Origin of the sequence: Streptomyces sp. NPDC051051 (assembly GCF_040682975.1) — a bacterium.
Taxonomy (GTDB): Bacteria; Actinomycetota; Actinomycetes; order Streptomycetales; family Streptomycetaceae; genus Streptomyces.
In genome coordinates this window covers 1-22,805 of sequence record NZ_JBFBCB010000016.1, presented here as the reverse complement: position 1 = coordinate 22,805, position 22,805 = coordinate 1, and the positions used below count along the sequence as shown (strand labels likewise).

Sequence of the window (22,805 nt, the reverse complement as noted above, 5' to 3'; positions counted from 1 at the left end):
GTCGATCTCCTTGCCGGACCCCGAGGTGTCGAGGGCGCTACCGGTCCGGCCGCGCAACAGGGTCTTGACCGCGACCTCCCGGTGCGGGGAGTCCGGGGCGGCCTGGAGATCTTCGGCCCGATGGCCTTCCCCCGTCTTCCCGCGACCCACGATCACCGTGATCCGGAGCCGTCCGCCGACTCCGCAGGCGACCCCGGACAGGGCGTCGGCAGCTCCCCGCCGCGCCCGGCATGACAAGCTGTGCTCGCCCACCCCCGAACCGAGGAGATCACCATGACCGCAGAGTCCGCATCCACAGAAGGTTCGGAGCCGACTGCCCCCGAGGCGTACCCGGTGACACCGGACAGCGACGGCAACTACGACCTCAAGCGCAAGTTCCGCGAAGCCCTGGCACGCAAGCGCGGTACGCAGGCGGACGCCGCCGATGCCGCCGCCAACCCCGACGCGTCGAAGGTGCGTGCGGCGCACGGCCCGGCTGCGAGCCAGCGGTCGTTCAGGCGCAAGAGCGGCGGCTGAGCCGATCGGCCCGGCGATCCGGCCGCGTCACCGGCGCTCTGCGCGCTGTCCACTCGCGCGCCCGGTGACGTCGCCCGCAAGGCGCGTACGGCGATCGGGACGAACGCGAGCACGCCGCGAAGGACTTGCGACCCGGAGAGGCGAACACGGTTCCTGCTCGGGACCGGGGCGATCCGCGGGACGACCGGTTCCCGCAGGCCGGAGGCCGTCCTCTCGACGGCGACCACGGCCCGGCGGACGGCGTCCGCTCGGGTGAGGTGTCCTGGCCTTCCGCGCAACCCGGTGGCTGCGGGCGGGCGGCATCGGCATGGACGCGGCCGGCCGCACCGTGGAGGCGCCGGTCCGGGGTTCAGGGAAGAGCGGTATGGGCCGCGGACCGCGGCGTCGGCTCGTAACAGCCTTACGCCCACGGCGACTTGCAGGTGATCGTCCGGGCCGGCATGAGCCCCGCGCGTGCCCTGGGGCGAAGCCCGCGCCTGCTCCTACCCCGGCTGCTCCCCGGTGACGGCTTCGGGCTCTCATCGTGGCAGCCTCCGTACCCGAACGTCCGCCCACCGGTCTCACCGGGCCACGCGGTCGGCCTTCGGCTCGGCCGCGCCGGTCAGCTCGTCCCAGTGAATCGTGCGGTCGCACCAGCGGCGCAGGAGGGTGTGGTCGTGGCCGACGGCGAGGAGGCCGGCGCCGGTGCCGGCGCGGTAGTCCTCGACGCGGTCCGTACGGCGGTACGGCGCCGCACCTCGGTCAACGCGCTGACGGTTTCCTCCAGTTGGGAGCGGATCGTGCGCACGGGCGTGAGGTGCGCCGCCGGGCTCTGCGGGGCGAGCCCGATCAGACGGCCCCGTACGGTGTGGGCGAGCCGAAGCCGGCCAGGACCGCGTCGTTCTTCATGCGCGGCTCGATGACCTCCCAGGTGCCGGTCTCCACCTTCACCTCGATGCCGGCCTTCTTGGCGTCGGAGGCGTAGGCGAGGGCGTGGTCCTGGCGGACCTTGTCGCCGGAGGGGTAGAGGAGGGGCTCCGGCCACATCGGCGGCCCCTGGCCGGCCGGGCAGGGGTTCGCGGCCCAGGGTGAACTGCGCGGCCTGGGGCACTGCCACGGCGATGCCGTGGACTTCCGGCTGCCTCCCGAGTGTCTCCGGGCGGCTTCGACGGGAGATCCGCTCTCCGCCGGCCGCGGACGCGTCACCTCCCCGGCGCGGACCGCCGTCCGGTGTGGCCGATACCGGCCCGCGGGGTCGTCCCGGGGTGTATACCTGTGCCTTCACCCGGGACGCCTTCACTCGGGCGGTCTCGAACGTGGAGACGCCCGCCGCCACCGTTCCGCGTGAGACGTGGGACGTGCGAGGGGGAGGACGGGGATCTCGTGGAGGAGCTGTATTACAGCGGCTACTGGGAGGAGGAGGAGAGACGGCGGGCCGCGACGGCCGCGACGACGCTGACCTCTTACGACGCGGCGCTGGGCCGTCTGTCCCGTGCGCCGGAGGAGGTTCCCCTCACCCGTGCGACGATCGGCACGCCGAAGACCGATCCCTTGTGGCACGAGGCCCTCGTCAGCCTCCTCGTGTGCCTCCCCGTAGTGGGCGGCCTCCTCTCGGCCTTCGGTGTGGGCCGCGCCTTCCCGAACGGTCCGCGGCCGGCGGTCACGGCCGGCGCTCTGGCCACTGCCGCGGTGGTCGTCCTGCTGCTCATGGTGGCGGTCTTGTGGCTGGCGGACAGACTGGACCGGGCCGGGCGGCGGGACGAGCTGCTCCGCACGGGCACGGACATGGTGCTCGCCTGCGTCAGCGCCCTGGAAGCACCGGACGCCGACCGCGCCGGACACCTCCGTCGGCTCGACGATCTGCACCGCCGGACCGAGCGCCTCGTCCTGCGGGCCCACCGTGTTCGCGGCACGATCGGCGGCTCCTCGCCGCGGCGGGCCGCCGCCCGGCAGCACGCAGAGCTGGTGGCGGGCGCGCTGCGCCGGGAGCTGTGCCGGGTGGACGCCGAGCCGCAGGGCGCGCTGCGGGACCTCGCCGGGAAGCTGGTGACGGTGTGCGAGCGGTACGCCGAGGGCCGGATCGGCCGGCTGCTGCCCGAGGAGGATCTCGTGGACGTGGAGCCGGTGACGGTGGCCCGTCAGGCGCTGCGGGAGTCGGCGCTCATGACGGCGGTGATCTTCGTCGCGTTCTGCGGGGCCCTGGGGGCGTGGCTGGGCTGCCGGGCGGCCGGTGTGCCGGACGACCTCCTGCCGCTGGCTGCGGCTGCGGGCCTGCTGCTCGGCGGGACCCTCGCCGGCGGCTGGCGGCGGGCGGTGCGGTTGGTGGAGCTGCTGCCGGGCCTCTAGCGTTCCCGGGCCGTCGGTCCGGTTCGGATCCCGCGCGGGGCGGGGTGTCGCGGGACGGTACGGGGAGGTCCCGGCCGTCTTCTGCTACGCGCACGGGCAGGGCAGTTCGGGGGCCGCGCGGTTCGGGGAGCACGTGACCACGGCCAGAGAGAGGTACGCGGGGCGTTCGAGGTAGTGGCCGTACGACACGTCGGCGCCCGAGCGCAGTCGTACGGCGGCGGAGTCCACCAGCCGGGACAGGCGCGCGATGTCCCGGTCGCCCTCCGACGCGAACCGGGGCGCGTACTCGGCCAGCCGTTCACCGAGCCAGGCCGCCGCCTCCTTCGCCTCGTCCCACGTGCCCCGGACCAGTGTGCGGGGCTTGACGAGCCAGTACGACGTCTCCAGAGGTGGCAGGTCCGACACGGGGAACTCCGCGGCCACCTGGAGGTGGCGCTGGATCAGTTCCGGTCGGCTTCCGGCCGGGGGCGGATCGGGGTGCGGGGGGCGCCGCAGGGCCTCGTCGTCGAAGTGCGCCTTCGGGCCGGTCCAGAGGTAGCCGTGGTGGTGCACGTGCCGTTCCCGTTTCGAGGAGCGCCGGCCGGGCGCGGGACGGACCCGGCCCGGCCGACGGGGGAGGAGGGGGAAGGGAAGGGAGGGTCAGACGTCGAGGCCGAAGCGCGCCGGGTCGATTCCGGCCGCGTCCAGCTCCTGCGTGGTGAAGCGCAGCGGCCGCGCGTCGGGCCGCTTGCTGTCGCCCAGGGCCCAGGCGTCCTCGCCGATCCGGGCCAGCGTCACGCATCCCTCGGTACAGGGGCCGCCGCACGCCTTCACGAACGAGGCCCCGCTGATGTCGAGGGCGTACAGGGGGGTTCCGTTCTGCATCGCTGCACCTTCCTGTTCGTCTGGTCGCGGCCGTGGCCGGCCGCCGCCGCCCGTGGCGGGCGGGAGTCCGGGAGAGAGGCGGCGGCCCCCCACGCGCGTTCTCGCGGACGGCTCCTCCTCGCTCTCCACGACGCCAGAGTGGCGGCCGGATGCGGGCGGGGACGAGCACCTTACCCCGTACGCTGTGTCAGCGTACGGGCACGCAGAGTGGACGGTACGACGGGTTTTCCGCCACGCTGTGAGCCGTGAGCGCGGGCGGTGCAAGGAGCCGTCGCGGCGCGCGGTACGGAGGGAAAGGGGCGGCCGATGGAGCACGTCGGAGTCGAGGGGGAGGCGGCCGGGGCCGTCGACGCGCGGGTGGTTCCGGCGGGAGAGTGCGAACGGGAACCCCACCCGTCCGACAGCCTGCGCACGTTCGGCGCCTTCGTCCAGGCACTGCGCGAGCACACGGGCCTCAGCCGGACCGACCTCGGCGCCCGGGTCCAGTACTCCAAACACACGGTGGAGTCGGTGGAGCTGGGCCGCCGGATGCCGGACGAGGCGTTCGTGGAACGCGCGGAGGAGGCCCTCGGCAACACGGGCGCCCTGCGGAAGGCCGCACGGCATCTGACGCGGGGCGAGGCGGGGCTCGCGGCGTGGTTCCGGCGGTGGGCCCGGCTGGAGCGGGAGGCGGTGAGCCTGTGCACGTACGAGTGCCGGTTGGTGCCGGGGTTGTTGCAGTCGGAGGCGTACGCGCGGGCGGTGTTCGAGGGCACGATCCCGCTGCGGACGGACGAGGAGTTGGATGTGCAGCTCGGCGCGCGGATGGAACGGCAGACGATGATGCGGGAGCGGCCGACGGTGCCGTTCAGCTTCATCGTCGAGGAGCACGTGTTCCGGCGGCGGTTCGGGGACACGGAGGCGATGCGCGGGTTGGTGGATCATGTGCTGGAGCGCAGCGCCCCACGCAATGTGACACTTCAGGTGGTGCCGCTGACGGCTGGGCTGCACGCGTGTCTGGATGGACCGGTGCGAATCTTGGAGACACCTGCGGGGCAGCGGCTCGGGTACTCCGAAGGGCAGAAGAACGGGCGGCTGATTGCCGACCCGAAAGAGGTGAGTGCGCTCTGCCAGCGCTATGAAACACTGCGGTCGCAGGCCCTGAGCCCCGAGGAATCCCGGGCCCTGCTGGAGCAACTGCGAGGAGAGCTATGAGCAGCGGTAGGACAGAACTCGCCTGGTTCAAGTCCAGCTACAGCGGCAGTGAGGGCGACGACTGCGTGGAGGTCGCGATCGCCGAACAGGCCGTCCACGTACGGGACTCCAAGGACGTGACCCGCCCGGCCTTCGCCGTCGGCCGTGAGGGCTGGGGACAGTTCGTGCGGTTCGCGTCGGAGCGCTGAGCGACGAGAGGGCGTGCCGTCCACCGCTCGGTGGACGGCACGCCCTCGCCGTGTTCAGGAACCCTTGGTCTCGGTGTAACCGAGAGCTGCACGGTTGATGAAACGGTCACCGAGGTCGCGAACGGGCGCGGGCTTCGGCTTCTGTACGGCAGTTTTCGCCGTGGACTTCTTCGGGGCGGGCTTCTTGCCGCCCGCCCGCCCGGCTGGAGTCGGCTTCGCCTGCCGGGCGTTCTTCGCGGCCGGCGTGTTGCGTGCCGCGTACTTCTTGCGGAGCGCGGAGAACTGCTCGCGTTCCTTGACGGCCACGTTGGCGGGGAGGGCGCTGGTGAGGGCGCGGGCCCTGCTGAGTGCGTAACGCGCTTCGTTCCAGCGCTTCTTGTCGATTGCCAGGCGGGCCACCTCGATGGTCTGCTGCAACGCCTTGATCTTCCCGGGTCGCCGCTTGGGTATGGGGGACTCGGCGCCGCTGCTCCGCCGCTGCCCGGCGGCACGGGTGCCCCAGTCCGTACCCGAGGTCAGGACGACGACCGAACGGGGGTTGCTGCTCTGACTTCGACGTACCACGTGCGTTGTTCCTTGGATGAGCGAGGGGCACTCCTGGGTGACCGCAGGTGCGGCCACCCAGGGAGCGGGTCAGTCGTGGCGGGGCCCTGGCCGGGCGGCGGGGTGAGGGTGGACCGGTAGCTGCCGGACGGTGGTGAACGGCCTGATTATTGATCTCGTGGTGGGCCGTCGCGAGCAGGGCGGTGCGACCGAGGAGGAAACGGCCTCCCTCCCTGCGATGCCGCCGTCCGGTTCGGGGACACGGCCGTTCAGGCGGGCAGCGGACTGCTGCCCGCCGCGGCGGCCAGTCACGATCCGCGCCGCCACGTCGACCCTGGCACACCGGACCCGGGCTGCAGCACCGCCAACCGCCACTTGACCTTCGGCCCGGGCCCGCATCACTGCCCCGGATCGACCCTGGCCCGACCGGAGTTCACGGTGGCCCTGACCGGCCTCCTCGGCCGCTGGCAGCGGCGGCCCCCTGGGCGAACTGGTCCGGGGCGGCCGCTACCCGCACCGCCGCCCGGCCGTACTACCCGGCCTGCCCGGCGGACCCGCGTAGGGGGCAGGACGGGGCCTGAGCCCGGCGGCGGTGCAGCCCCGCCCGGGTCAGCGGTTCATCCGGTCGACGGCCTCCTTGGCCTCGCGGAGGCCTGCACCGGTGATCTCCCGGTACTTCCGGATCGCGGCGACGTCCTTCCCGGCGCGTGCCAGAGCCGCCACGTCGGCCGGTGCGGCACTCCCGGCCTCCAGGTCCCAGTGGTCGAGCAACACGTCGAGTCTGCGTTCCAGGCCCCGGATCCGCTTGTCGAGCCGACTGGCCCTGCTCTCCACCGTCACGATCGTGGTGACGCCGGTCATGACGACGAGGAGGAGAACGAGAACGTCCACTGGTGCTGTCCGATCGATCGATTACTTGGGGAAGGCGCGACGGCCCGGGGAAGTGCCCTTCCTCGGGCAGGAGTTCGGCGTACCGGTCCAGAATGCCGGGTCGGTGGAGCCGTGTCCGCGGCAGGGTTTCCCGAACGCGTCCGCCCGGCCGCAGGACGGCGGGCCGGGTCGGCGGGTGGACGTCCGGTCGGCCGCCCGGGAGGCGGCGAAGTGCCCTTGGAGCGCGGCCGGGCCGCTGCCGTACAGGTCCGTGACGAACCGTCGCACGGCGGCGGAGTCAGGCGCGTCCGGCGTCGTCGTGGGCGGCCGGGCGCTCCGTCGCGACGGTGTCCCCGCCGGCGAAGCCGAGCCGCCGCAGGGCCCCGACGGTCGTCGGCCCGGGTACCTGCCCCTGCCCCTACTCCTGCCCCAGCGCCTACCCCTGCCCCCGCCGCTGCGCCGCCCGCGCCCGCGCCGACGGGGGGCGCGTGGCGCCGGGCGCGCTGTCGGCGCCGGCCCCGGCCCGGCCCGTGGTTCACGGCCTCCCCGCCGTGCCCGGGGTCACGAGCCCGCAGTCGTAGGCGAGGATCACCGCCTGGATCCGGTCGCGCAGACCGTACTTGGCCAGGATGTGCGCCACATGGGTCTTGACGGTCGTGTCCCCGATGCCCAGGGCCTGGGCGATCTCCGCGTTCGACAGGCCCCGGCTCAGGGCACGCAGCACGTCGAGCTCCCGCGAGGTCAGGGCGTCCAGGCGCGCCGGCACCGCCGTCTCGGATTCCGCGGACATCGCGGCGAACCGCGTCAGCAGCCGTCGGGTGACCCGGGGGGCGAGCACGGCGTCGCCCGCCGCCACCGTACGGATGGCGCTCACCAGCGAATCGGCCGGACCGTCCTTGACCAGGAAACCGCTCGCGCCCGCCCGCAGCGCGTCCACCACGTGCGCGTCGAGGTCGAACGTGGTCAGGACGATGACCCTGCTGGGCGACCCCGACTCCGACAGCAGCCGTGTGGCCTCCACACCGTCCATGTGCGGCATCCGGATGTCCATGAGCACGATGTCGGGGGAAAGCCGACGGGCCTCCTCGACGGCGCCGTGGCCGTCGGACGCCTCTCCGAGGACGGTGATGTCGGGCTCCGCCTCGAGGATGAGTCGGAACCCCGTCCGGATCATGGGCTGGTCGTCGACCAGCAGAACGCTAATGGGCTGCATACCGTGGGCTTCCCTCGTGCTGTGCGGTGGTCTCGTCCGGCTCGGGCAGGGGCAGCGTGGCGTGCACGCAGTAGCCGCCTCCCGGCCGCGCACCCGTGTACAGGGTGCCGCCGACCGCGGAGACGCGCTCACGCATCCCCAGCAGGCCGTGACCGGTGCCGGTCGGCGCCGTCGGCGGCCGGTGCGGACGGGCGTCGTCGCGGGGGCCGTCGTCGCAGACCCGCACGACGAGCCGGCCGCCGTCGCCGTCCCAGTCGAGGCTCACACCGGTGCGGGTGGGGCCGGCGTGCTTGAGGGTGTTGGTCAGCGCCTCCTGGACCACTCGGTACACCGTGAGGTGCGCGCCCGCCGGCAGGGCGACCGGAGTCCCGGCGGTGCGGTGGTCGACGTCCAGGCCGGTGGCGCGGACCGAGTCGATCAGCTCGGGAAGGGCGTCGACGGTCGGCTGGGGCGGTTGGCGCGTGGGGTCGTCGTCGGCGTCCTCGTCGGTGCGCAGCACACTCAGCAGCCGGCGCAGCTCGGTGACGGTGTCCCGCCCCGTCTGCTCGATCGTCGCGTGCAGTTCGTGGGCCTTCTCGGGGGAGCGGTCCTGGACCCGGTCGGCCGCGATGGTCTGGACGACCATCAGGCTGACGTTGTGCGCCACGATGTCGTGCATCTCCCTGGCGATGCGGGCCCGTTCCGCCATCACGGCCGCGCGTGCGTTGGCCGTCTGCTCCCGTTCCAGGGCGGCGGCGCGTTCCACCGCCTCGTTGCGCATCGCCGTCCGGGCCCGCACCAGGAGCCCCAGGGCCCACGCCGCCAGCAGGAGCAGGGCGTCCGTCAGGAAGGTGGCGATGCGGCTCCCGGCGGAGGCGAGCAGCGCTTCGACGAACGCGTGCACCGGAATGAGCAGGGCCGTCGCCGTCGTGATCCGCGGCTCGCACCGTACGGAGGTGAGGAAGACGGCCACGGCCACGCCGAGGTAGGCCGGGCCGATCGAGGTGCCCTCCGGGCCGGAGAGGTCGGGAATGTACGACAGTCCCTGAAGGGTGCTGGTGGCGGCCGCCACGATCAGCGGACTCGCCCACGAGAAGCGGTGGTGCAGGGCGATGGGCAGGGTCAGGAGCAGGACGAGCGCGAACCACCGGGCGTCCTGGCCGCCCAGCTCCGGTCCGTCCGGAGGAATCAGGCCGGGCAGGGCCAGACAGCCCGCGGCCACCAGTGCCGCCAGACTCGTGTCGGTCAGGGCGGCAGGTATGCGAAGCCCTGCGAACGAGTCCATCAGTTTCATGACCCCACCGTAAACGGCCCCTCGTGGGCCGCGGCTCTGCCCCGAGGCGGATGTGCCCCGGCAGACCTCCTCCCCGCCACCTCCTCCGCAAGGAGGAGACCCGCGCCCGGCGGTGCCGCGGCGCCGCCGCGCCCGCTCGTCCGGACGCAGGACCCCTCCGCCCGCCTCGCCCGGGCGGAGGAGCACGGACTTCGCCGCGGGGGAGGAGGCCAGGGGCCGGCACCTCGGCTGAAGTGGAGTTCTCACACCTCATCGACCTGCGAGGACTCCATGGTCAGGCTGCACAGCCGCGACGAACCGGCCGCCGCCCCGGTCACCACCACAAGCGCCGTACGACTGACACAGGTCACCAAGTACTACGGGAGCGCGGCCTCCGGCGTGGCGGCTCTGGACGAGGTCAGCGTCGGCATCACGCCCGGTACCTTCACGTCCGTCATGGGGCCCTCCGGCTCCGGCAAGAGCACGTTCCTGCACTGCGCCGCCGGTCTCGACCGGCCCACGTCCGGCACGGTGCACCTGGGCGGGCAGGACCTGGCCCGGCTCGACGAGACACGGCTGACGGAACTGCGCCGGACCCGCATCGGATTCGTCTTCCAGGCGTTCAACCTGCTGCCGTCCCTCACCGCGGCCGAGAACATCACCCTCCCCCTCCGGCTGGCGGGCACGCGCGCGGACGACGGCTGGGTGCGTGACGTCACCGAGCGAGTGGGGCTGTCCGGGTTGCTGAAGCGCAGGCCCGCGGAACTGTCAGGAGGGCAGCAGCAGCGCGTGGCCATCGCACGGGCCCTGGTCACCCGGCCGGAGGTGCTGTTCGCGGACGAGCCGACCGGGGCCCTGGACCCCGACACCGCCCTGGAGATCCTGTCGCTCCTGCGGCAGACGGTCACCGACCTGCACCAGACGGTCGTCATGGTCACCCACGATCCCGTGGCGGCGGAGCACGGCGACCACGTGCTGTTCCTGCGGGAGGGACGCGTCGTGCGGCATCTGGACCGGCCGACCGCGGAGCAGGTCAGGCACATCATGTCCGGACTGCGGAGGACCTCGTGATGCTGCGCCTGGGACTGTCGTCCCTGCGGGCGCGTCGGGGCGCCTTCGTCGCCACCTTCCTCGCCCTGTTCCTGGGCGCCACGGTGATCAGTGCCTGCGGCGTGCTCCTGGAATCCGGACTCCGCTCCACCCTGCCGCCCGAACGGTACGAGAAGGCCGCGGTGATCGTCTCCGGCGAGCAGAAGGTCGTACTCGACGTGAAGTCCGCCGACGGATCGGCCTACGAGAGCGGGCAGCCGCTGTCCGAGCGAGCCCTGCTGCCCCGGTCGACGGCGGAACGGATAGCCGCCGTCGACGGTGTCGGGTCCGTGGTCGCGGACCGCGGGGCCACGGTCCGCGTGCTCGCCGACGGACAGGCCGTCACGGGCCGCAACGGCGGCGCCCCCCAGGCGCACACCTGGAACAGCCTCACACTGGGCGGCTTCCGCCTCACCGAGGGACGCGCGCCGCGAGGCAGCCGGGAGGTCGTGCTGGACACCGACCTCGCGGCCAGAGCAGGCGTCCGGGCCGGCGGCACCGTCAAGCTCATGACCTCCTCCACCCCGCGCACGTACGGCGTCGCCGGGCTGGTCGCGCTCGACGACGGACGCACCCCCCGCCAGTCGGTGCTGTTCGTCACCGACGCCGCCATGGACCGCCTCGACGACAGCGCCTCCGACGGCGTCCGCGCCTTCGGGGTCCTGACCTCGCCGGGCACACCCACGGAGCAGGTGGCCTCGGCCGTCGAGAAGGCTCTCGCCGCACAGCCGGCCGTCGTCGAGACCGGCGCGGGGCGCGGCAGGGCGGAGTTCGACGACGTCGCCGTCGGCGCCGCCAACCTCGTCGAACTCGCCACCGCCATCGGCGGCAACGTCCTGCTCGTGGCGGTCTTCGTCCTGTACGCCACCATCTCGCTGGCCATCCTGCACCGGCGCCGGGAACTGGCGCTCCTGCGGGCCGTCGGCACCACCCCGCGTCAGCTGCGCCGCATGCTCGTCGCCGAAACGGTCACGGTCGCGCTGGCCGCGGGAGTCGTCGGATGCCCGGCCGGCGCCGGAGCGGTCCACTGGCTCAGCGCCCGGTTCGCCGGGCACGGCATCGTCCCTCCCGACTTCCGGCCGACCCTGGGGCCGCTGCCGTTCCTCGCGGCGATCGCCGCGACCGTACTGACCGCGCTGACCGCGGTGTTCTTCGCCTCCCGCCGCACCACCCGCATCCGTCCGACGGAAGCCCTCGGCGAGGCCGCGGCCGAGCCCACGCGCCTGGGACGCGGGCGCACCGTCACCGGCTGCGTGCTGCTGGCCCTGGCGGCCGCCGTCACCGGCCTCGGTCTCGGCATGCGCACCGACTTCCTCACCCTCGTCGGACTGGCCAACTCCCTGGTCCTCGTGCTCGTGATCGCGGTGGCGGTACTCGGCCCGGCCCTCACCCGCACGGCGATCCGGATCCTGGCCCCCGCCCTGCGCCGGACCGGCGCCACCGGCTGGCTGGCCACGGCGAACGCGCGCAGTCAGGCCACCCGCACCGCGGGGGCCGTCACCCCTCTCGTGCTGGTCGTCGCCTTCGCGGCCACGGTGGTCTTCACCCAGACCACGCAGCTGAAGGAGTCCGCCGACCAGATCCACGCCGGCACCGTCGCCGACCACGTCCTGACCGCCCCGTCCGGGGTTTCACCCGAAGTGGCCCGGCGGGCCGGCCACTTGCCCGGCGTGCGCGCGGCCACGGGGATCGTGCGCTCCAAGGTGGTGGGAGTGGGCTCCCTGCTCGGAGAGGAGGAAGCGGTCTCCCTGAGCGCACAGGGCGTCGAACCGCGGGCCGCGGCCGCCACCATGGACCTGGGCGTGACGCGGGGCGACCTGGCGGAGCTGTCCTCCGGCACGGTGGCCGTCAGCACGACCACCGCCTCCTGGCTGGGCATCGGCGTCGGAGACCGGGCACGGCTGCATCTCGGGGACGGTACGGCCTTCACCGGCCGGGTGATCGCCCTCTACGAGCGGGGATTCGGCTTCGCGGACGTCACCTTCGACCACGACCTGCTGCTGGCGCACACCACCGACCGCCTCGACCGGTCCGTGCTGGTCCGGTCGGCGTCCGCGGGGCCGGACCCGGCCGGAGCGCTCTCGGCGCTCGCCGCCGACTATCCCGGCACCTCACTGAACGACGGACCGGCGACCGACGCGCAGGTGGCCGAGCAACGCGCGACGGCCTGGGTCAACTACCTCGTCGTCGCCATGATCATCGCCTACACCGCGATCACGGTGGTCAACACCCAGGCCATGAACACCGCCACCAGGCGCCGTGAGTTCGCCCTGCTGCGGCTGAACGGAACCACCCGTCGTCAGGTGATGGCCATGATGCGCCGCGAGAGCCTCACGGTGGCCGTGGTGGGAGTCCTGCTCGGAACCGCTCTGTCGGCCTTCCCCCTGGCGCTGGTCGCGACGGCCGTGAACGGAACGGTGTGGCCGTCCGTCCCCGTGCCCGGGTACCTGGCGATCGTCGGCCTGACGGCCGCGCTGGCCGCGGCCGGCGCGATGGTGCCCGCACGCCTGCTGCTGAGGGCCCGCCCGGTGGAGGCCGTCGGGACGAAGGAGTGACGGCGTGGCCGGCGTGGCCGGCGCCCGGGGCGCCGAACGGCACCTCGGGCTCGGTGGCCTTGCTGCGGACGTGCTCGATCCGGGCGGCGCGTGTCACCGCCGCCGGGTCCCGACGGCCTTGCCGATCGCGGCCGCCGGGGACGTCATCCTCCGGGAACTCATCGGTCCTCTCGTCGTTACCGGGCGCCCGGCGCGGCTTGTCGTTACCGGGCACCCAGACCGGCGTCGTCGACCTCGCCCTTGCCCTCGGCCTTCAGGACCTTGTTGAGCAACGTGAGGTCGTAGATGCCCTTCAGGTCGGGCTCGTCCAGCAGACCGGCCTTCACCGCGTGCCCCGCCTCCGTGTCGAGGGTCGAGGCCAGCGGGTCGTCGAGGAAGGTGACGGACTTCCAGGCCGGGTCGATGACCTCGGCGGGCAGCGCCTTTCCGGACAGCGTCGCCAGCGCCGCGTTGGCGGACGCCTTCGCCTTGTCCGGGTTGGCGTTGATCCACTCGTTGGTCTTCACCGAGCCGCGCAGTACGGCCTCGACGACGTCCGGGTGCTGCTCGAGGAACGTCTGCGACACGATGATGTTCGTGATCACGAACTTCTTGTCGGGCCACAGGTCGGACTCGTCCAGCAGCACCTTCGCGCCCTCGGCGACCAGCTTGGACGCGGTCGGCTCGGGCACCCAGGCGCCGTCGATGGAGCCGGACCTGTAGGCGTCCGGGGTGATCTTGTTGTCGGTGCGGACGACCGAGACGTCGCCCTTGCCGCTCTGGGCGTCGACCTTCCAGCCCTGGCCGGCGATCCAGTTGAGGAACGCGACGTCCTGCGTGTTGCCGAGCTGCGGGGTCGCGATCTTCTTGCCCTTGACGTCCTTCAGGGACTTGATCTTCTTCGGGTCGACGACGAGCTTCACGCCGCCGGAGGCGGAACCGCCGATGATGCGCAGGTTCTTGCCGTTCGACTTGGTGTAGCCGTTGATGGCGGGGGAGGGGCCGATCCAGCCGATGTCGATGGAGCCGGCGTTGAGCGCCTCGATCTCGGAGGGACCGGCGTTGAAGGTCGAGGCCTTGATCGTGGTCCCGCCGAGCTCCTTCTGGAGCAGCCCCTCCTGGACGCCCACGAGAGCGGTGGCGTGCGTGAGGTTGGGGAAGTAGCCGATCTTCACCTCGTCGGCGGAGAGCTTCTCGGCGTCGGCCGCGACCGCGGTCTTCTTGCCGTCGTCGGTCGACTCGGATCCGTACCCGCAGGCGGTCAGCAGGACGGGGAGCGCCGTCATGAGGGCGAGGGCGCGCAGGGTCGTGAGCGGTCTTGCGGCAGACACGGAGGTGTCCTCTCGGATAGGCGATCAGGGAGGTGCGGAAACGTGAGGGGCGAGGCCCGTGGGCGTGCGCCGGTACGCCACTCGCCCACCCTCGCCGGCAGGCATGCCGTCTCGGGGGAGGAGCGGATCGCGGGGGTGGAGGTCACGCCTCCGGCGTCGCCGTGCCACGCCTGGGACGTGGGGTCAGGAGGGCGCGAGGGCGCTATCGGACGGGCCGACAGATGGCGCTGGACACACGGCCGAAGTCGATGTGGCGGCGCGAGGTCAGGCGAGGCGGCAACCGGACGCCGCGGTAGAGCGTTCTCATGGCCGCACCCCCGCTGTTCCCTAGTTTTCCTACCTGACTGCTAGGGATCGTGGCAGAAGAAGGCGCCTGCCCCAAGAGGGTGTTCGCGATGCGGACCGACCTGTCTCGAATCACGAGATGAGCGGACTGTCAGGAGGGTCAGGGGTTGATCCAGGCGTCCGGCGCCTCCGTCAGTGCGGACACGTCCGCGGGGAGCCGGGCGGATGCGACGTCGGCGAGCGACACGCCGTCGAGGATCTCGCGCACGTTGGACCGCAGCGCGATCCACAGGGGGAGCAGCGACTCGGCGGGGCCGGTGTAGGACAGCTCCGGGGGGCGGACCCCGCGCACGGAGACCAGCGGCCCGTCCACGACGCGGATGACGTCGGCGATGCTGATGGCCTCGGCGGCCTTGGCCAGGCGGTAGCCGCCGTTGCCGCCGCGTTGACTGAGCACGAGACCGCCCCGGCGCATGTCGTTCAGGATGCCCTCGAGGAATTTGTGCGGGATGTCCTGAGCGGCGGCGATGGCCTCGGCCTTCAGTGGCCCGTCGTCCCGTGACGCGGCGAGTTGCAGCGCGGCACGTACCGCGTAGTCCGCCCTGGCTGAGATCCGCATGCGCCCATTATCCCGTACGGCTGTGGCCGGTACCCGCTGCGGGAGGGCCGCCGGGCAGCGGGAGGCGTCCCCGCCCGGCGGCCGGCGGACCCAGGCCGCGGCGGAGGTGTGGTGGGAGGCGTCGTCGCCCTCGATGACGTGGCCGAGGGTGCCGTCGACACCGGCGGGGACGCGGACGGCCGGGTGGGCGGTGCGGTACTTCCGGGAGGCGAACCTCTTGCGGCGCTCGGCCGCCTTCTCGGTCCTGGGCGGCGTGGTCGTGGTCGTCGGTGTGCGCCGACCCCGGCTCGTCGGCCGGCTCGCGCGACGGTTCGGGCAGGTCGCGGTGCGCGGCTGCCGCGTCGGAGATCAGGGTGCCCGCGGGGCCGCGCCCGCACCCTCAGATGGGCAGGACGAACGGAGGGTGCTCACCGTTGAGGAAGTAGTCGCCGACTTCGCGGATCCGGTGGGTGACCGGCTCGTAGAGGGTGTGGGTCCGGGCATTGCGCCAGAAGCGGTCGAAGCCCAGCCGTGAGGAGGCGGAGCGGGTGCCGACGATGTCGAGGGCGCGTGCGGCGGACTCCTGCGCGGCCCGGGAGGCGGCGGCTTCGGCCAGGGCCACGAGGACCGAGATCTCCGCGCAGTCGTCGAAGGTCAGGTCCTCCCCGCGTGCCAGCCCGTCGTGCACGGCCTGCAGCGCCTGATCGGCGAGCGCGGAGGCCGAGCGCGTGAGGACGGTGAGTTCTCCGTAGACGGACAGCACGTGCGGGTCCTGGGGGGAGCCGACCGGCCAGGCGGTCTGCCAGGCGGAGTGTGCCGCCCGGCTGTACTCACGGGCTTCGGCGAGCACCCCCTCGGCCATACCGAGACGGAGCTGGACGGACAGCAGCCGTCCGAGAGGCGACACCAGGGCGGTCAGGGGCGACAGGACGTCCTCGTCCGCGGACAGGGAACCGAGTACGTCGTCGGTGGCGACGTGTACGGCGTCGAACTCGACACTCCCGCCGGCCGCGAGCCGTTGGCCGAAGGCGTCGGCGTCGCCGTCGATCGCCACGCCGTGACGGGTCGGATCGACGACGACGGCGAGGGGTTCGCCGGTGTCGGCCCGCACGGCCCGCACGGCGAGGCGGTCGGCGACCAGGACCCCGGTGACGTAGCTCTGGCGGCCGTCGAGCACATGGCCGCCGCCTGTTCCGGTCAGCGTCAGCGGGCTCTCCTGAGGGGCGAGACCGCCGCCCCAGCACCACTGCTCCGCCGTGGACTGCCGCTCGAGCCGGTCGGCGAAGGAGGGCCGGGTGAAGAACCGCGCGCTCCACGACAGGAAGTAGTGGCAGCCGAGCAGTTGACCGATCGCACCGTCGGCCGCGGCGATCTCCCGGATCACGGCGTAGGCCGTGGGCCAGTCCGCGCCGCCTCCCCCGAACCCGGCCGGTACGAGGAGGGTCAGCAGGCCCGCCTCACGCAGCCGGGACACCTCGTCGAACGGGGCCTTGCCCGCCTGTTCCCGGGCCGACGCGTCCGTGGCCAGGTCGTCCGCCGTCTCCCGGGCCACGCGCAGCCAGTGCGCCCGGCCGGGCCCGGTCCGGTCGCATTCCGAAGCGGGGTCGGCCGGCGCGGGGGCAACGCCCATGGAAGCGGTCTCCTCTAAGGTCGATGGCACGGTGCGGTGGTGGTGTCGTCCTGCCGGGCGGGCACGTACTTGTAACCCACCCGCCGGACGGTGACGATGCGATGCCGGTGTGCCGCGCCGAGCTTGCGGCGCAGACGCGCGATGTGCACGTCGACGGTGCGCCCGTCGCCGATGTGGTCGTAGCCCCATATGCCGGCCATCAGCCGCTCGCGCGAGTGCACCTGGTGGGGCTGCTGGACCAAGTGGGCCAGCAGCGCGAACTCCAGGTAGGTGAGGTCGAGTTCGGCTCCGTCCACCTTCGCGACATGACGCGCGGGATCGATCCGCACGGCGTCGTCTCCCGTCTGCCGGACGGTGGGTGAGCCCGCGTGGGCGACCGGTCGGAGCTCCGGTCGTGTCACGTTCTCGGCGAAGAGCTCGGCGGGATCGGTGCCCTCGGGGACGAGCAGGAGGTAGCCGACGAGCGGAGCGGAACCGTGTCCCCCGTCGCCGTCCCGCGCGATGTCGCCCACGAGGCGGAGGTGACGCGTGTCGGCGAGTGGCGAACCGGGCGGGGTGGCCTGGGCCGGAAGTGCCGTGGTCATGGCAGTCGTCCTTCAGGAGGATGTCGGGTCGTCAGGCGCGGCGGAAGGGGCGCGCCCGAGCACCTGGGGTGAGGGAGAAGGAGCGGCGCGGCACGCGCGGAGTGTGAGGCGCGCGCTTCACACGCGACAGCAGGCGGCGCTGACGACGTGACCAAAGTCGACATGCCGACGACGAACGAGTCGTTGCTGCGTGGGGGACATGCGCATCATCCTGCGCACCCGCCGGGTGGTCGGTCAATACTTCCCCAGTAAATCGATAGGAAATGTAGGGAACGCAACACCGCGGGCGGGCTCACCGGGCTCACCGGTCGCCGTCCACCACCGGGCCGGCCCCGGGTGCGGTCGCCCTTGCCGACCGGGCGCGAAGGGCGGCGAGACGGAGCCCGAGCCGTTGCACGGGTGTGGGCGGCAGGGTGCGTGCGGAGCCGCGCGCGTAGTGGCGCTCGACGTAGAACCGTCCCGCACTGAGCACGGTGGTCACGGCGACGTACCGGAGGGTGGCGACCATCAGCAGCGGGATGACCTGGTAGGTCTGGTTGCAGACCAACTGCACCGAGCACAGCAGGTCGTGCACGGCCGGCAGGCCGAGGAACACGCCGCCGTCTTCGCTGTCTGACATCGCACCCTTCCGGGGCTCGGCGGTGCCGGCCTTGGCGGTGGTGTCGTACGCGCGCATCCACGTTGTGCAGACCTGCCGCCCGCGAACCGTCCGGCGTTGCGCCGGACCGGGTGGTGGTCGGACCTCTCATCAGCGTCTCCGACGGCACCTCCCGGACCCGGTGACACCCCCCAGGTCATGCCTTCGGCAAGGGGCAACAGTCCTGCCGGGCCCGGAGGCCGGCGGCTCTCTTGCAGGACTGCGGAAAACATAACTGTGAGAGTTCTTCTGCGGCCCGGGATGGGTTGCTGCCAGGCTCGCCGCGTCCCTCAACGCGGCCGGTACGGCTGCCGCGCGCGGCGGAGCCGGTCCGTGCCCGATCGTATGCGCCCGACGCGCGCACATGTGAACCACGCACAAGGACCACGTGCGGGAACCAGGTATCGGAATCAGGTATCGGAATCACCGGGCCGGTCCGGCATCCGGGACCTGGTTGACGAGAAGGGAGATGTACTGCTCAATTGACCGCATGAATGCCGAGCAGCGCCTGGTCACCCGTGACCACATCGACTTCGGTCGAGTGTGGTCCGCCGCGTGTTGCGTCTGAACCCGAAGCGGCAACGGGCTTTCTGACCGGCCCTTCCCTCCCTCGGCACCCCCGTCGCGGGCCGAGTTCGCCCCTTCGTGGCACCCTCCCCCGCCCGAGGCCCGCGCCCGGGCGTCATCACACCTGCCCAACCCCCGGCTTCCCGGCATCCCGAGCGCGCCGTCACACCCGGCCGCGGCGAGGGCTGCTCCGCGGTGCCCGCCTGCCACCCGCCGGCACGGCACGGCACGGCACCAAAGGATTTGAGAAAGGCCATCTCCCATGCCAGTGGAGTTCCTCGGCATCGCCGCCACCAACAAGTAGCCGTCCCCGCGGGCATCCCCCGCACGGCGCGGGGTCCGCTCCGCGTCCCCGCCCCGACCTCACGCCCGTCCCACGCTCCCGAAGGGTCCGCCATGGCCACCGTCCTCTCCGTATCCGGAAGTCCCTCCGCCGCCTCCCGTACCGCCCGCCTGCTGCGCCATCTGGACCGGCGGCTCGCGGCCCAGGGGCACGAGGTGATCCCGCTCGACGTCCGCACCATCCCCGCCGAGGCACTGCTCGGCGCCGACTTCCGGCACCCGGCGATCGTCGAGGCGGCCGAACTGTTCGACCGCGCCGACGGGGTCGTGATCGGCACGCCCGTCTACAAGGCCGCCTACTCCGGGCTGCTGAAGTCCCTGCTGGACCTGCTGCCGCAGTACGGCCTGGCCGGCAAGACGGTCCTTCCGCTGGCGACCGGCGGGAGCACGGCGCACGTCCTGGCGATCGACTACGCCCTGCGCCCGGTCCTCAGTTCCATGGGCGCCGCGCACATCGTCCAGGGCTGGTTCACGCTCGACAAGGACATCGCGGTCGGCGCCGACGGCACGCTCGCCGTCGCGCCGGGCCCGGCCGAGGCCCTGGCACAGGTCGTCGACCGGTTCTCCGAAGCCCTCGGCAGCCGAACGGCCCTGCTGGCCGCGGCCGGATGAACACCGTGCCCCGGACCGCCGACGACGAGCGAAAGGGCGTGAGCCCCGAGTGAGCCTCACCTTCCACTGGTTCCTGCCCACCAACGGCGACAGCCGCCACGTCGTCGGCGGCGGCCACGGCACCCCGGTCACCGCGACCGGAGGCGACCGGCCGCCGAGCATCGGCTACCTCACCCAGATCGCCCGCGCCGCGGAGGACCTCGGCTTCACCGGCGCGCTGACCCCGACCGGCGCCTGGTGCGAGGACGCCTGGCTGACCACCGCCATGGTCAGTCGGCACACCGAGCGGCTGAAGTTCCTGGTCGCCTTCCGGCCCGGCTTCGTCTCACCGACGCTGGCCGCGCAGATGGCGTCCACCTTCCAGCGGCAGAGCGGCGGCCGCCTGCTGCTCAACGTGGTCACGGGAGGGGAGAGTCACGAGCAGCGCGCCTACGGCGACTTCCTCGACAAGGACGCCCGGTACCGCCGTACCGACGAGTTCCTCCACGTCGTACGGGAGTTGTGGAAGGGGAAGACCGTCGACCTGCACGGCGAGCACCTCCGGGTCGAGGACGCCAGGCTGGCCCGGCTGCCCGAACTCGTCCCCGAGGTGTACTTCGGCGGTTCCTCGCCCATCGCCGGGGAGGTCGCGGCACGGCACGCCGACGTCTACCTCACCTGGGGCGAGCCGCCCGCCGCCGTCGCCGGGAAGATCGCTTGGATCCGGACCCTGGCGAAGCAGGAGGGACGGAACATCCGCTTCGGCATCCGGCTGCACGTCATCACCCGCGACACCTCCGAACAGGCGTGGGCCGAGGCGAACCGCCTCCTGGACGGCTTCGACCCGGAGACGGTGCGGTCGGTGCAGGCAGGGCTCGCCCGCAGCGAGTCCGAGGGCCAGCAGCGCATGCTCGCCCTGCACGCCGGCGGCAGCCGGGAGGCCCTGGAGATCCACCCCAACCTGTGGGCCGGCATCGGTCTGGTGCGTGGCGGCGCGGGCACCGCGCTGGTCGGCAGCCACGACGAGGTGGCCGAGCGGATCAAGGAGTACCACGCCCTCGGTGTCGAGGAGTTCGTCCTCTCCGGCTACCCGCACCTGGAGGAGGCGTACTGGTTCGGCGAGAACGTCCTGCCGAGGCTCCGGGCGCAGGGGCTGTGTTGACGCCGTGTCCTGCTCCCCTCATGTGAGACGTCGGGCGGGAAGTGGGACGGCCCCCTTGACGAGGCGCGGAGGCGGCCCGACACTCCTTACAGATTCCCTAGTGGATGGATAGGAAATGATGGAGCGTCCGGAGCCGCCCGCTGACCGCCCCGCGCGGGTGAATCGGCGGCCTCTCCTGCTGACCTCCCGCCGCCACATCGATCTCCTGCGCGTCTGCAGCGCGGCGAGCGCTCCGCGCTGAACCGGCGGTGCCCACCGGCACCCCGTTCCGCCCTCTCCACGGGTACGCGCCGACGCCGCCGTGCGCCCGTCACCCCACGCGTGCCGCCCGCCCGCACCTCTGAGAACCAGAAGCCGGACCCGGACCCAGGGAGACACATGCCCGCCGCCCCCTCGACCGTCACGTCGTCCCTCCCCTCCGTGCCGTCGTTCCGCGGCAGGATCGGCTGTGACGCGCGCAGCGGCTACTACGCCGTGCCGCGCCGCTACCGCCTCCACCTCTCGCTGTCCTGCCCCCACTGTCTGCGCATCGCCATCACCCACAGCCTGCTCGGTCTGCGGGAGGCCCTCCCGGTGACGCTGCTGCCGGCCGTGCCCGACGGGGCCGACGGGGGACACTCCGCTCTGCGCCCCTTGTACGAGACCAGTTCGCACCGGTATCCCGGACCCACCGCGGCACCGGTGCTCAGCGACGACTGGACGGGACGGATCGTCAGCACGCACGCTCCCGACATCCTGCACGACCTCGCCCGCCGCTTCGGCGGCGACCACCCCGACCGGCCCGTGCTGTACCCGCACGGCACGGAGGCGGAGATCGCGGCCGTCGAGCACCTCTGCGAGGACCGCATCAACGAGGCCGCACAGCGCGCGGGGCAGGCCGACGCCGACGCCGCGGTGCGCCGAACCGCCCTGCACACCCTGCTTCGCACCCTGGGCTCGCTGGAGGGGCGGCTCACCTTCCAGGACTTCGTCCTGGGCGACGAAATGACCGCTGCCGACGTGCAGTTGTGGGTGGTCCTGGTGCAACTCGACACCGTCCACCGTCAGCACCTGGACGCCGCGGCCGTCCACCGCATCGCCGACCACCCCCACCTGTGGGCCTACGCACGGCGACTGGCCGCCCACCCCGCCTTCGGCGCCCACCTCGACCTCGACGGCATCGCCCGCAGGCATCACGCCCGCTGCCACGGGCTGGAGGCCGCAGGGGCGGCGGTGCAGATCCTGGACTGGGCCGTCCACATCGCGGACGGCGCTGCCCGGCCCCGCGAGGAGGGCCCCGGCGGTTTCATGGAACCGCGACACGCTCTCCAACTCCGCCCGTCCGGCTCCGCCTAGCCTGCGACGGTATGAGGACCACCACGCCGGAGCGCGACACGCCACCCCGGACGGCTGCGCGGACCGGTGAGCACCCGGCCGAGGGGACCGTCCCGGCCGGTGACCGACTGCCGGCGCAGGAGTGGCAACGCCGGTGAGTTCGGCGCGGCCCCGTTCCCGAGGTGGCCGGGGGACACCGGCCGGGCCGGACGGCGCCGGCGCGGCCGCGCACGGTCGCGCTGCTGCGTGCGATCCCGGTGAAGGGGGTGCCTGACGAACTCCACCAGCAGGAACCGCAGGGCCTCGTTGCTGATGGACATCGTGCCCTGGAAGGAATGGTGTTCCCCGTGCGCGGCGTAGGTGATCGGTGATGCCACCAGCACCTGCGCGCCCGGCTGCCGGGTGAGAGGCGCGCGGACCCGGTCTCCCTGAGGTTGCCGTGCTGACTGTCCGCCACCACGGGAAGCGCCCGCGTGATGGCCGCCCGGGTCGGGCAGCGGGCCCGGGAACCCGCCGGGCGGTGGAAGGACGGTCCGTTGCCTCGTCGGCACCGGGCGTGCTTCCGGAAGCGCCGGTCAGAGGTGGCCGTCAGAGATGTCAGGCGGTTGTGCCGGTGCTGCCGGGGTCATTGGGGTGGGACTGCAGCGGGGTGACGGCGGCGGTCATCCAGGGCCACAGCGGCAGGGTGCCGAGCACCTTCTCCCGTAGTTCGGCTTCGTCATCGGCGCGCCACAGGCCGATGCTGCGCAGTTCTCCGACCGGGCGCCACAGGCGTACGAGGTGGCCGCCGGCCGCGAGTTCCCCGGCGCGTACGGATTCCGCGGCACGGATCCGGTCGACCTCGGCCGGGTCGGTGCCTTCGGGGACGGTCGTGGTGAGCTCGACGAGGAATTCACGCATGGTCTTTCTCCGATTCAGCCGAGGCGCCCTGGACGCCGATGATCGAGGGGAGCGGGGGCGGTGGGGAGCCGTCAGCTCTGGGGGATGACCTGGGAGACGTGATACTGGCGAATCTTCCAGTCGTCGTTCTCGCGGTGCAGGACGAGGGACATGTGGACCTTCGCCTCCCATCCGTCCGCACCGCTGAAGGTGACGTCGGCGAAGCCGCCGGCGACCTGTTCGCCGATGGAGAAGGTGTGGAGGACCGTCACCTCCGCGCGCCGGTCGTCCGCGACC

21 protein-coding genes and 4 pseudogenes are annotated in these 22,805 nt (G+C 72.7%); 9 read left to right on the top strand and 16 right to left on the bottom strand.

Annotated features, from left to right (window positions below):
* The first annotated feature begins 273 nt into the window (after positions 1-273).
* Positions 274-516 carry a DUF5302 domain-containing protein gene (locus tag AB0N31_RS14605; protein WP_366058717.1) on the top strand — a complete coding sequence of 81 codons (243 nt, stop codon included), beginning with the start codon at positions 274-276 and terminating at the stop codon, positions 514-516.
* A gap of 560 nt (positions 517-1,076) precedes the next feature.
* On the opposite strand, the pseudogene AB0N31_RS14600 reads toward AB0N31_RS14605, so the two are convergent.
* The 3 pseudogenes from AB0N31_RS14600 to AB0N31_RS14590 all read right to left on the bottom strand — a co-directional run.
* A pseudogene (locus tag AB0N31_RS14600) lies at positions 1,077-1,223 on the bottom strand (ABC transporter ATP-binding protein); the annotation flags it as partial.
* A pseudogene (locus AB0N31_RS14595) lies at positions 1,220-1,372 on the bottom strand (ABC transporter ATP-binding protein); the annotation flags it as partial. The pseudogenes AB0N31_RS14595 and AB0N31_RS14600, both read right to left, overlap by 4 nt.
* Positions 1,369-1,521, bottom strand: a pseudogene (locus AB0N31_RS14590) (ABC transporter substrate-binding protein); the annotation flags it as partial. The pseudogenes AB0N31_RS14590 and AB0N31_RS14595, both read right to left, overlap by 4 nt.
* A gap of 357 nt (positions 1,522-1,878) precedes the next feature.
* On the opposite strand from AB0N31_RS14590, the gene AB0N31_RS14585 reads away from it, so the two are divergent.
* Complete coding sequence (locus AB0N31_RS14585) at positions 1,879-2,841, top strand: hypothetical protein (protein WP_366058716.1); 963 nt, start codon at positions 1,879-1,881, stop codon at positions 2,839-2,841.
* A gap of 84 nt (positions 2,842-2,925) precedes the next feature.
* Here AB0N31_RS14585 and AB0N31_RS14580 read toward each other — a convergent pair whose 3' ends face one another.
* Together AB0N31_RS14580 and AB0N31_RS14575 are read right to left on the bottom strand one after the other, a co-directional pair.
* Positions 2,926-3,393 carry a hypothetical protein gene (locus AB0N31_RS14580; protein ID WP_366058715.1) on the bottom strand — a complete coding sequence of 156 codons (468 nt, stop codon included), beginning with the start codon at positions 3,391-3,393 and terminating at the stop codon, positions 2,926-2,928.
* A gap of 87 nt (positions 3,394-3,480) precedes the next feature.
* The gene (locus AB0N31_RS14575) at positions 3,481-3,705 is read right to left on the bottom strand and encodes a DUF397 domain-containing protein (protein WP_366058714.1); all 225 of its coding nucleotides are present in this window, start codon (positions 3,703-3,705) and stop codon (positions 3,481-3,483) included.
* Positions 3,706-4,011: 306 nt separating this feature from the next.
* On the opposite strand from AB0N31_RS14575, the gene AB0N31_RS14570 reads away from it, so the two are divergent.
* Complete coding sequence (locus AB0N31_RS14570; protein ID WP_366058713.1) at positions 4,012-4,899, top strand: helix-turn-helix transcriptional regulator; 888 nt, start codon at positions 4,012-4,014, stop codon at positions 4,897-4,899.
* Positions 4,896-5,087 carry a DUF397 domain-containing protein gene (locus tag AB0N31_RS14565; RefSeq protein WP_366058712.1) on the top strand — a complete coding sequence of 64 codons (192 nt, stop codon included), beginning with the start codon at positions 4,896-4,898 and terminating at the stop codon, positions 5,085-5,087. The genes AB0N31_RS14570 and AB0N31_RS14565 overlap by 4 nt, the downstream gene beginning before the upstream one ends.
* Before the next feature lie 54 nt (positions 5,088-5,141).
* Here AB0N31_RS14565 and AB0N31_RS14560 read toward each other — a convergent pair whose 3' ends face one another.
* The 4 genes from AB0N31_RS14560 to AB0N31_RS14545 form a co-directional block, all read right to left on the bottom strand.
* Positions 5,142-5,651, bottom strand: coding sequence for a hypothetical protein (locus AB0N31_RS14560; protein WP_366058711.1), 510 nt, complete (start codon positions 5,649-5,651; stop codon positions 5,142-5,144).
* Between the two features lie 588 nt (positions 5,652-6,239).
* Positions 6,240-6,521, bottom strand: a complete 282-nt coding sequence (locus AB0N31_RS14555) for a hypothetical protein (protein WP_366058710.1) — start codon at positions 6,519-6,521, stop codon at positions 6,240-6,242.
* Between the two features lie 514 nt (positions 6,522-7,035).
* A complete protein-coding gene (locus AB0N31_RS14550; RefSeq protein WP_366058708.1) occupies positions 7,036-7,713 on the bottom strand; it encodes a response regulator transcription factor in 678 nt (225 codons plus the stop codon).
* Positions 7,700-8,986: a sensor histidine kinase gene (locus AB0N31_RS14545; RefSeq protein ID WP_366058707.1), complete on the bottom strand. Its 1,287-nt coding sequence runs from the start codon at positions 8,984-8,986 to the stop codon at positions 7,700-7,702. The genes AB0N31_RS14550 and AB0N31_RS14545 overlap by 14 nt, the downstream gene beginning before the upstream one ends.
* Before the next feature lie 270 nt (positions 8,987-9,256).
* Between AB0N31_RS14545 and AB0N31_RS14540 the strand changes: the two genes are divergently transcribed.
* Both AB0N31_RS14540 and AB0N31_RS14535 read left to right on the top strand, forming a co-directional pair.
* Positions 9,257-10,036 carry an ABC transporter ATP-binding protein gene (locus AB0N31_RS14540; RefSeq protein WP_366058706.1) on the top strand — a complete coding sequence of 260 codons (780 nt, stop codon included), beginning with the start codon at positions 9,257-9,259 and terminating at the stop codon, positions 10,034-10,036.
* A complete protein-coding gene (locus tag AB0N31_RS14535) occupies positions 10,036-12,609 on the top strand; it encodes an FtsX-like permease family protein (RefSeq protein ID WP_366058705.1) in 2,574 nt (857 codons plus the stop codon). The genes AB0N31_RS14540 and AB0N31_RS14535 overlap by 1 nt, the downstream gene beginning before the upstream one ends.
* A 203-nt stretch (positions 12,610-12,812) precedes the next feature.
* Here AB0N31_RS14535 and AB0N31_RS14530 read toward each other — a convergent pair whose 3' ends face one another.
* From AB0N31_RS14530 to AB0N31_RS14510, 5 genes and pseudogenes are all read right to left on the bottom strand, one after another.
* Positions 12,813-13,919: an aliphatic sulfonate ABC transporter substrate-binding protein gene (locus AB0N31_RS14530; protein WP_366058704.1), complete on the bottom strand. Its 1,107-nt coding sequence runs from the start codon at positions 13,917-13,919 to the stop codon at positions 12,813-12,815.
* A gap of 445 nt (positions 13,920-14,364) precedes the next feature.
* A complete protein-coding gene (locus AB0N31_RS14525) occupies positions 14,365-14,823 on the bottom strand; it encodes an Rrf2 family transcriptional regulator (protein ID WP_366058703.1) in 459 nt (152 codons plus the stop codon).
* 379 nt (positions 14,824-15,202) lie between these two features.
* Positions 15,203-16,432, bottom strand: a complete 1,230-nt coding sequence (locus tag AB0N31_RS14520) for an acyl-CoA dehydrogenase family protein (protein WP_366058702.1) — start codon at positions 16,430-16,432, stop codon at positions 15,203-15,205.
* 14 nt (positions 16,433-16,446) lie between these two features.
* Positions 16,447-17,016, bottom strand: a complete 570-nt coding sequence (locus AB0N31_RS14515) for a winged helix-turn-helix domain-containing protein (RefSeq protein WP_366058701.1) — start codon at positions 17,014-17,016, stop codon at positions 16,447-16,449.
* A gap of 301 nt (positions 17,017-17,317) precedes the next feature.
* Positions 17,318-17,593: pseudogene (locus AB0N31_RS14510) on the bottom strand (amino acid ABC transporter permease); the annotation flags it as partial.
* Between the two features lie 1,023 nt (positions 17,594-18,616).
* Between AB0N31_RS14510 and ssuE the strand changes: the two are divergent.
* The 3 genes from ssuE (at position 18,617) to AB0N31_RS14495 (ending at position 21,650) form a co-directional block, all read left to right on the top strand.
* Entirely contained in the window at positions 18,617-19,174 is a 558-nt protein-coding gene (gene ssuE, locus AB0N31_RS14505; protein ID WP_366058700.1) for an NADPH-dependent FMN reductase, read from the top strand.
* A gap of 49 nt (positions 19,175-19,223) precedes the next feature.
* Positions 19,224-20,315, top strand: coding sequence for an LLM class flavin-dependent oxidoreductase (locus AB0N31_RS14500; protein ID WP_366058699.1), 1,092 nt, complete (start codon positions 19,224-19,226; stop codon positions 20,313-20,315).
* Between the two features lie 378 nt (positions 20,316-20,693).
* Positions 20,694-21,650 carry a glutathione S-transferase C-terminal domain-containing protein gene (locus AB0N31_RS14495; protein WP_366058698.1) on the top strand — a complete coding sequence of 319 codons (957 nt, stop codon included), beginning with the start codon at positions 20,694-20,696 and terminating at the stop codon, positions 21,648-21,650.
* 576 nt (positions 21,651-22,226) lie between these two features.
* On the opposite strand, the gene AB0N31_RS14490 is transcribed toward AB0N31_RS14495, so the two are convergent.
* Both AB0N31_RS14490 and AB0N31_RS14485 read right to left on the bottom strand, forming a co-directional pair.
* Complete coding sequence (locus tag AB0N31_RS14490) at positions 22,227-22,529, bottom strand: muconolactone Delta-isomerase family protein (protein WP_366058697.1); 303 nt, start codon at positions 22,527-22,529, stop codon at positions 22,227-22,229.
* Between the two features lie 71 nt (positions 22,530-22,600).
* A partial coding sequence (locus tag AB0N31_RS14485) for a nuclear transport factor 2 family protein (protein ID WP_366058696.1) occupies positions 22,601-22,805 on the bottom strand: 205 nt, incomplete at its 5' end.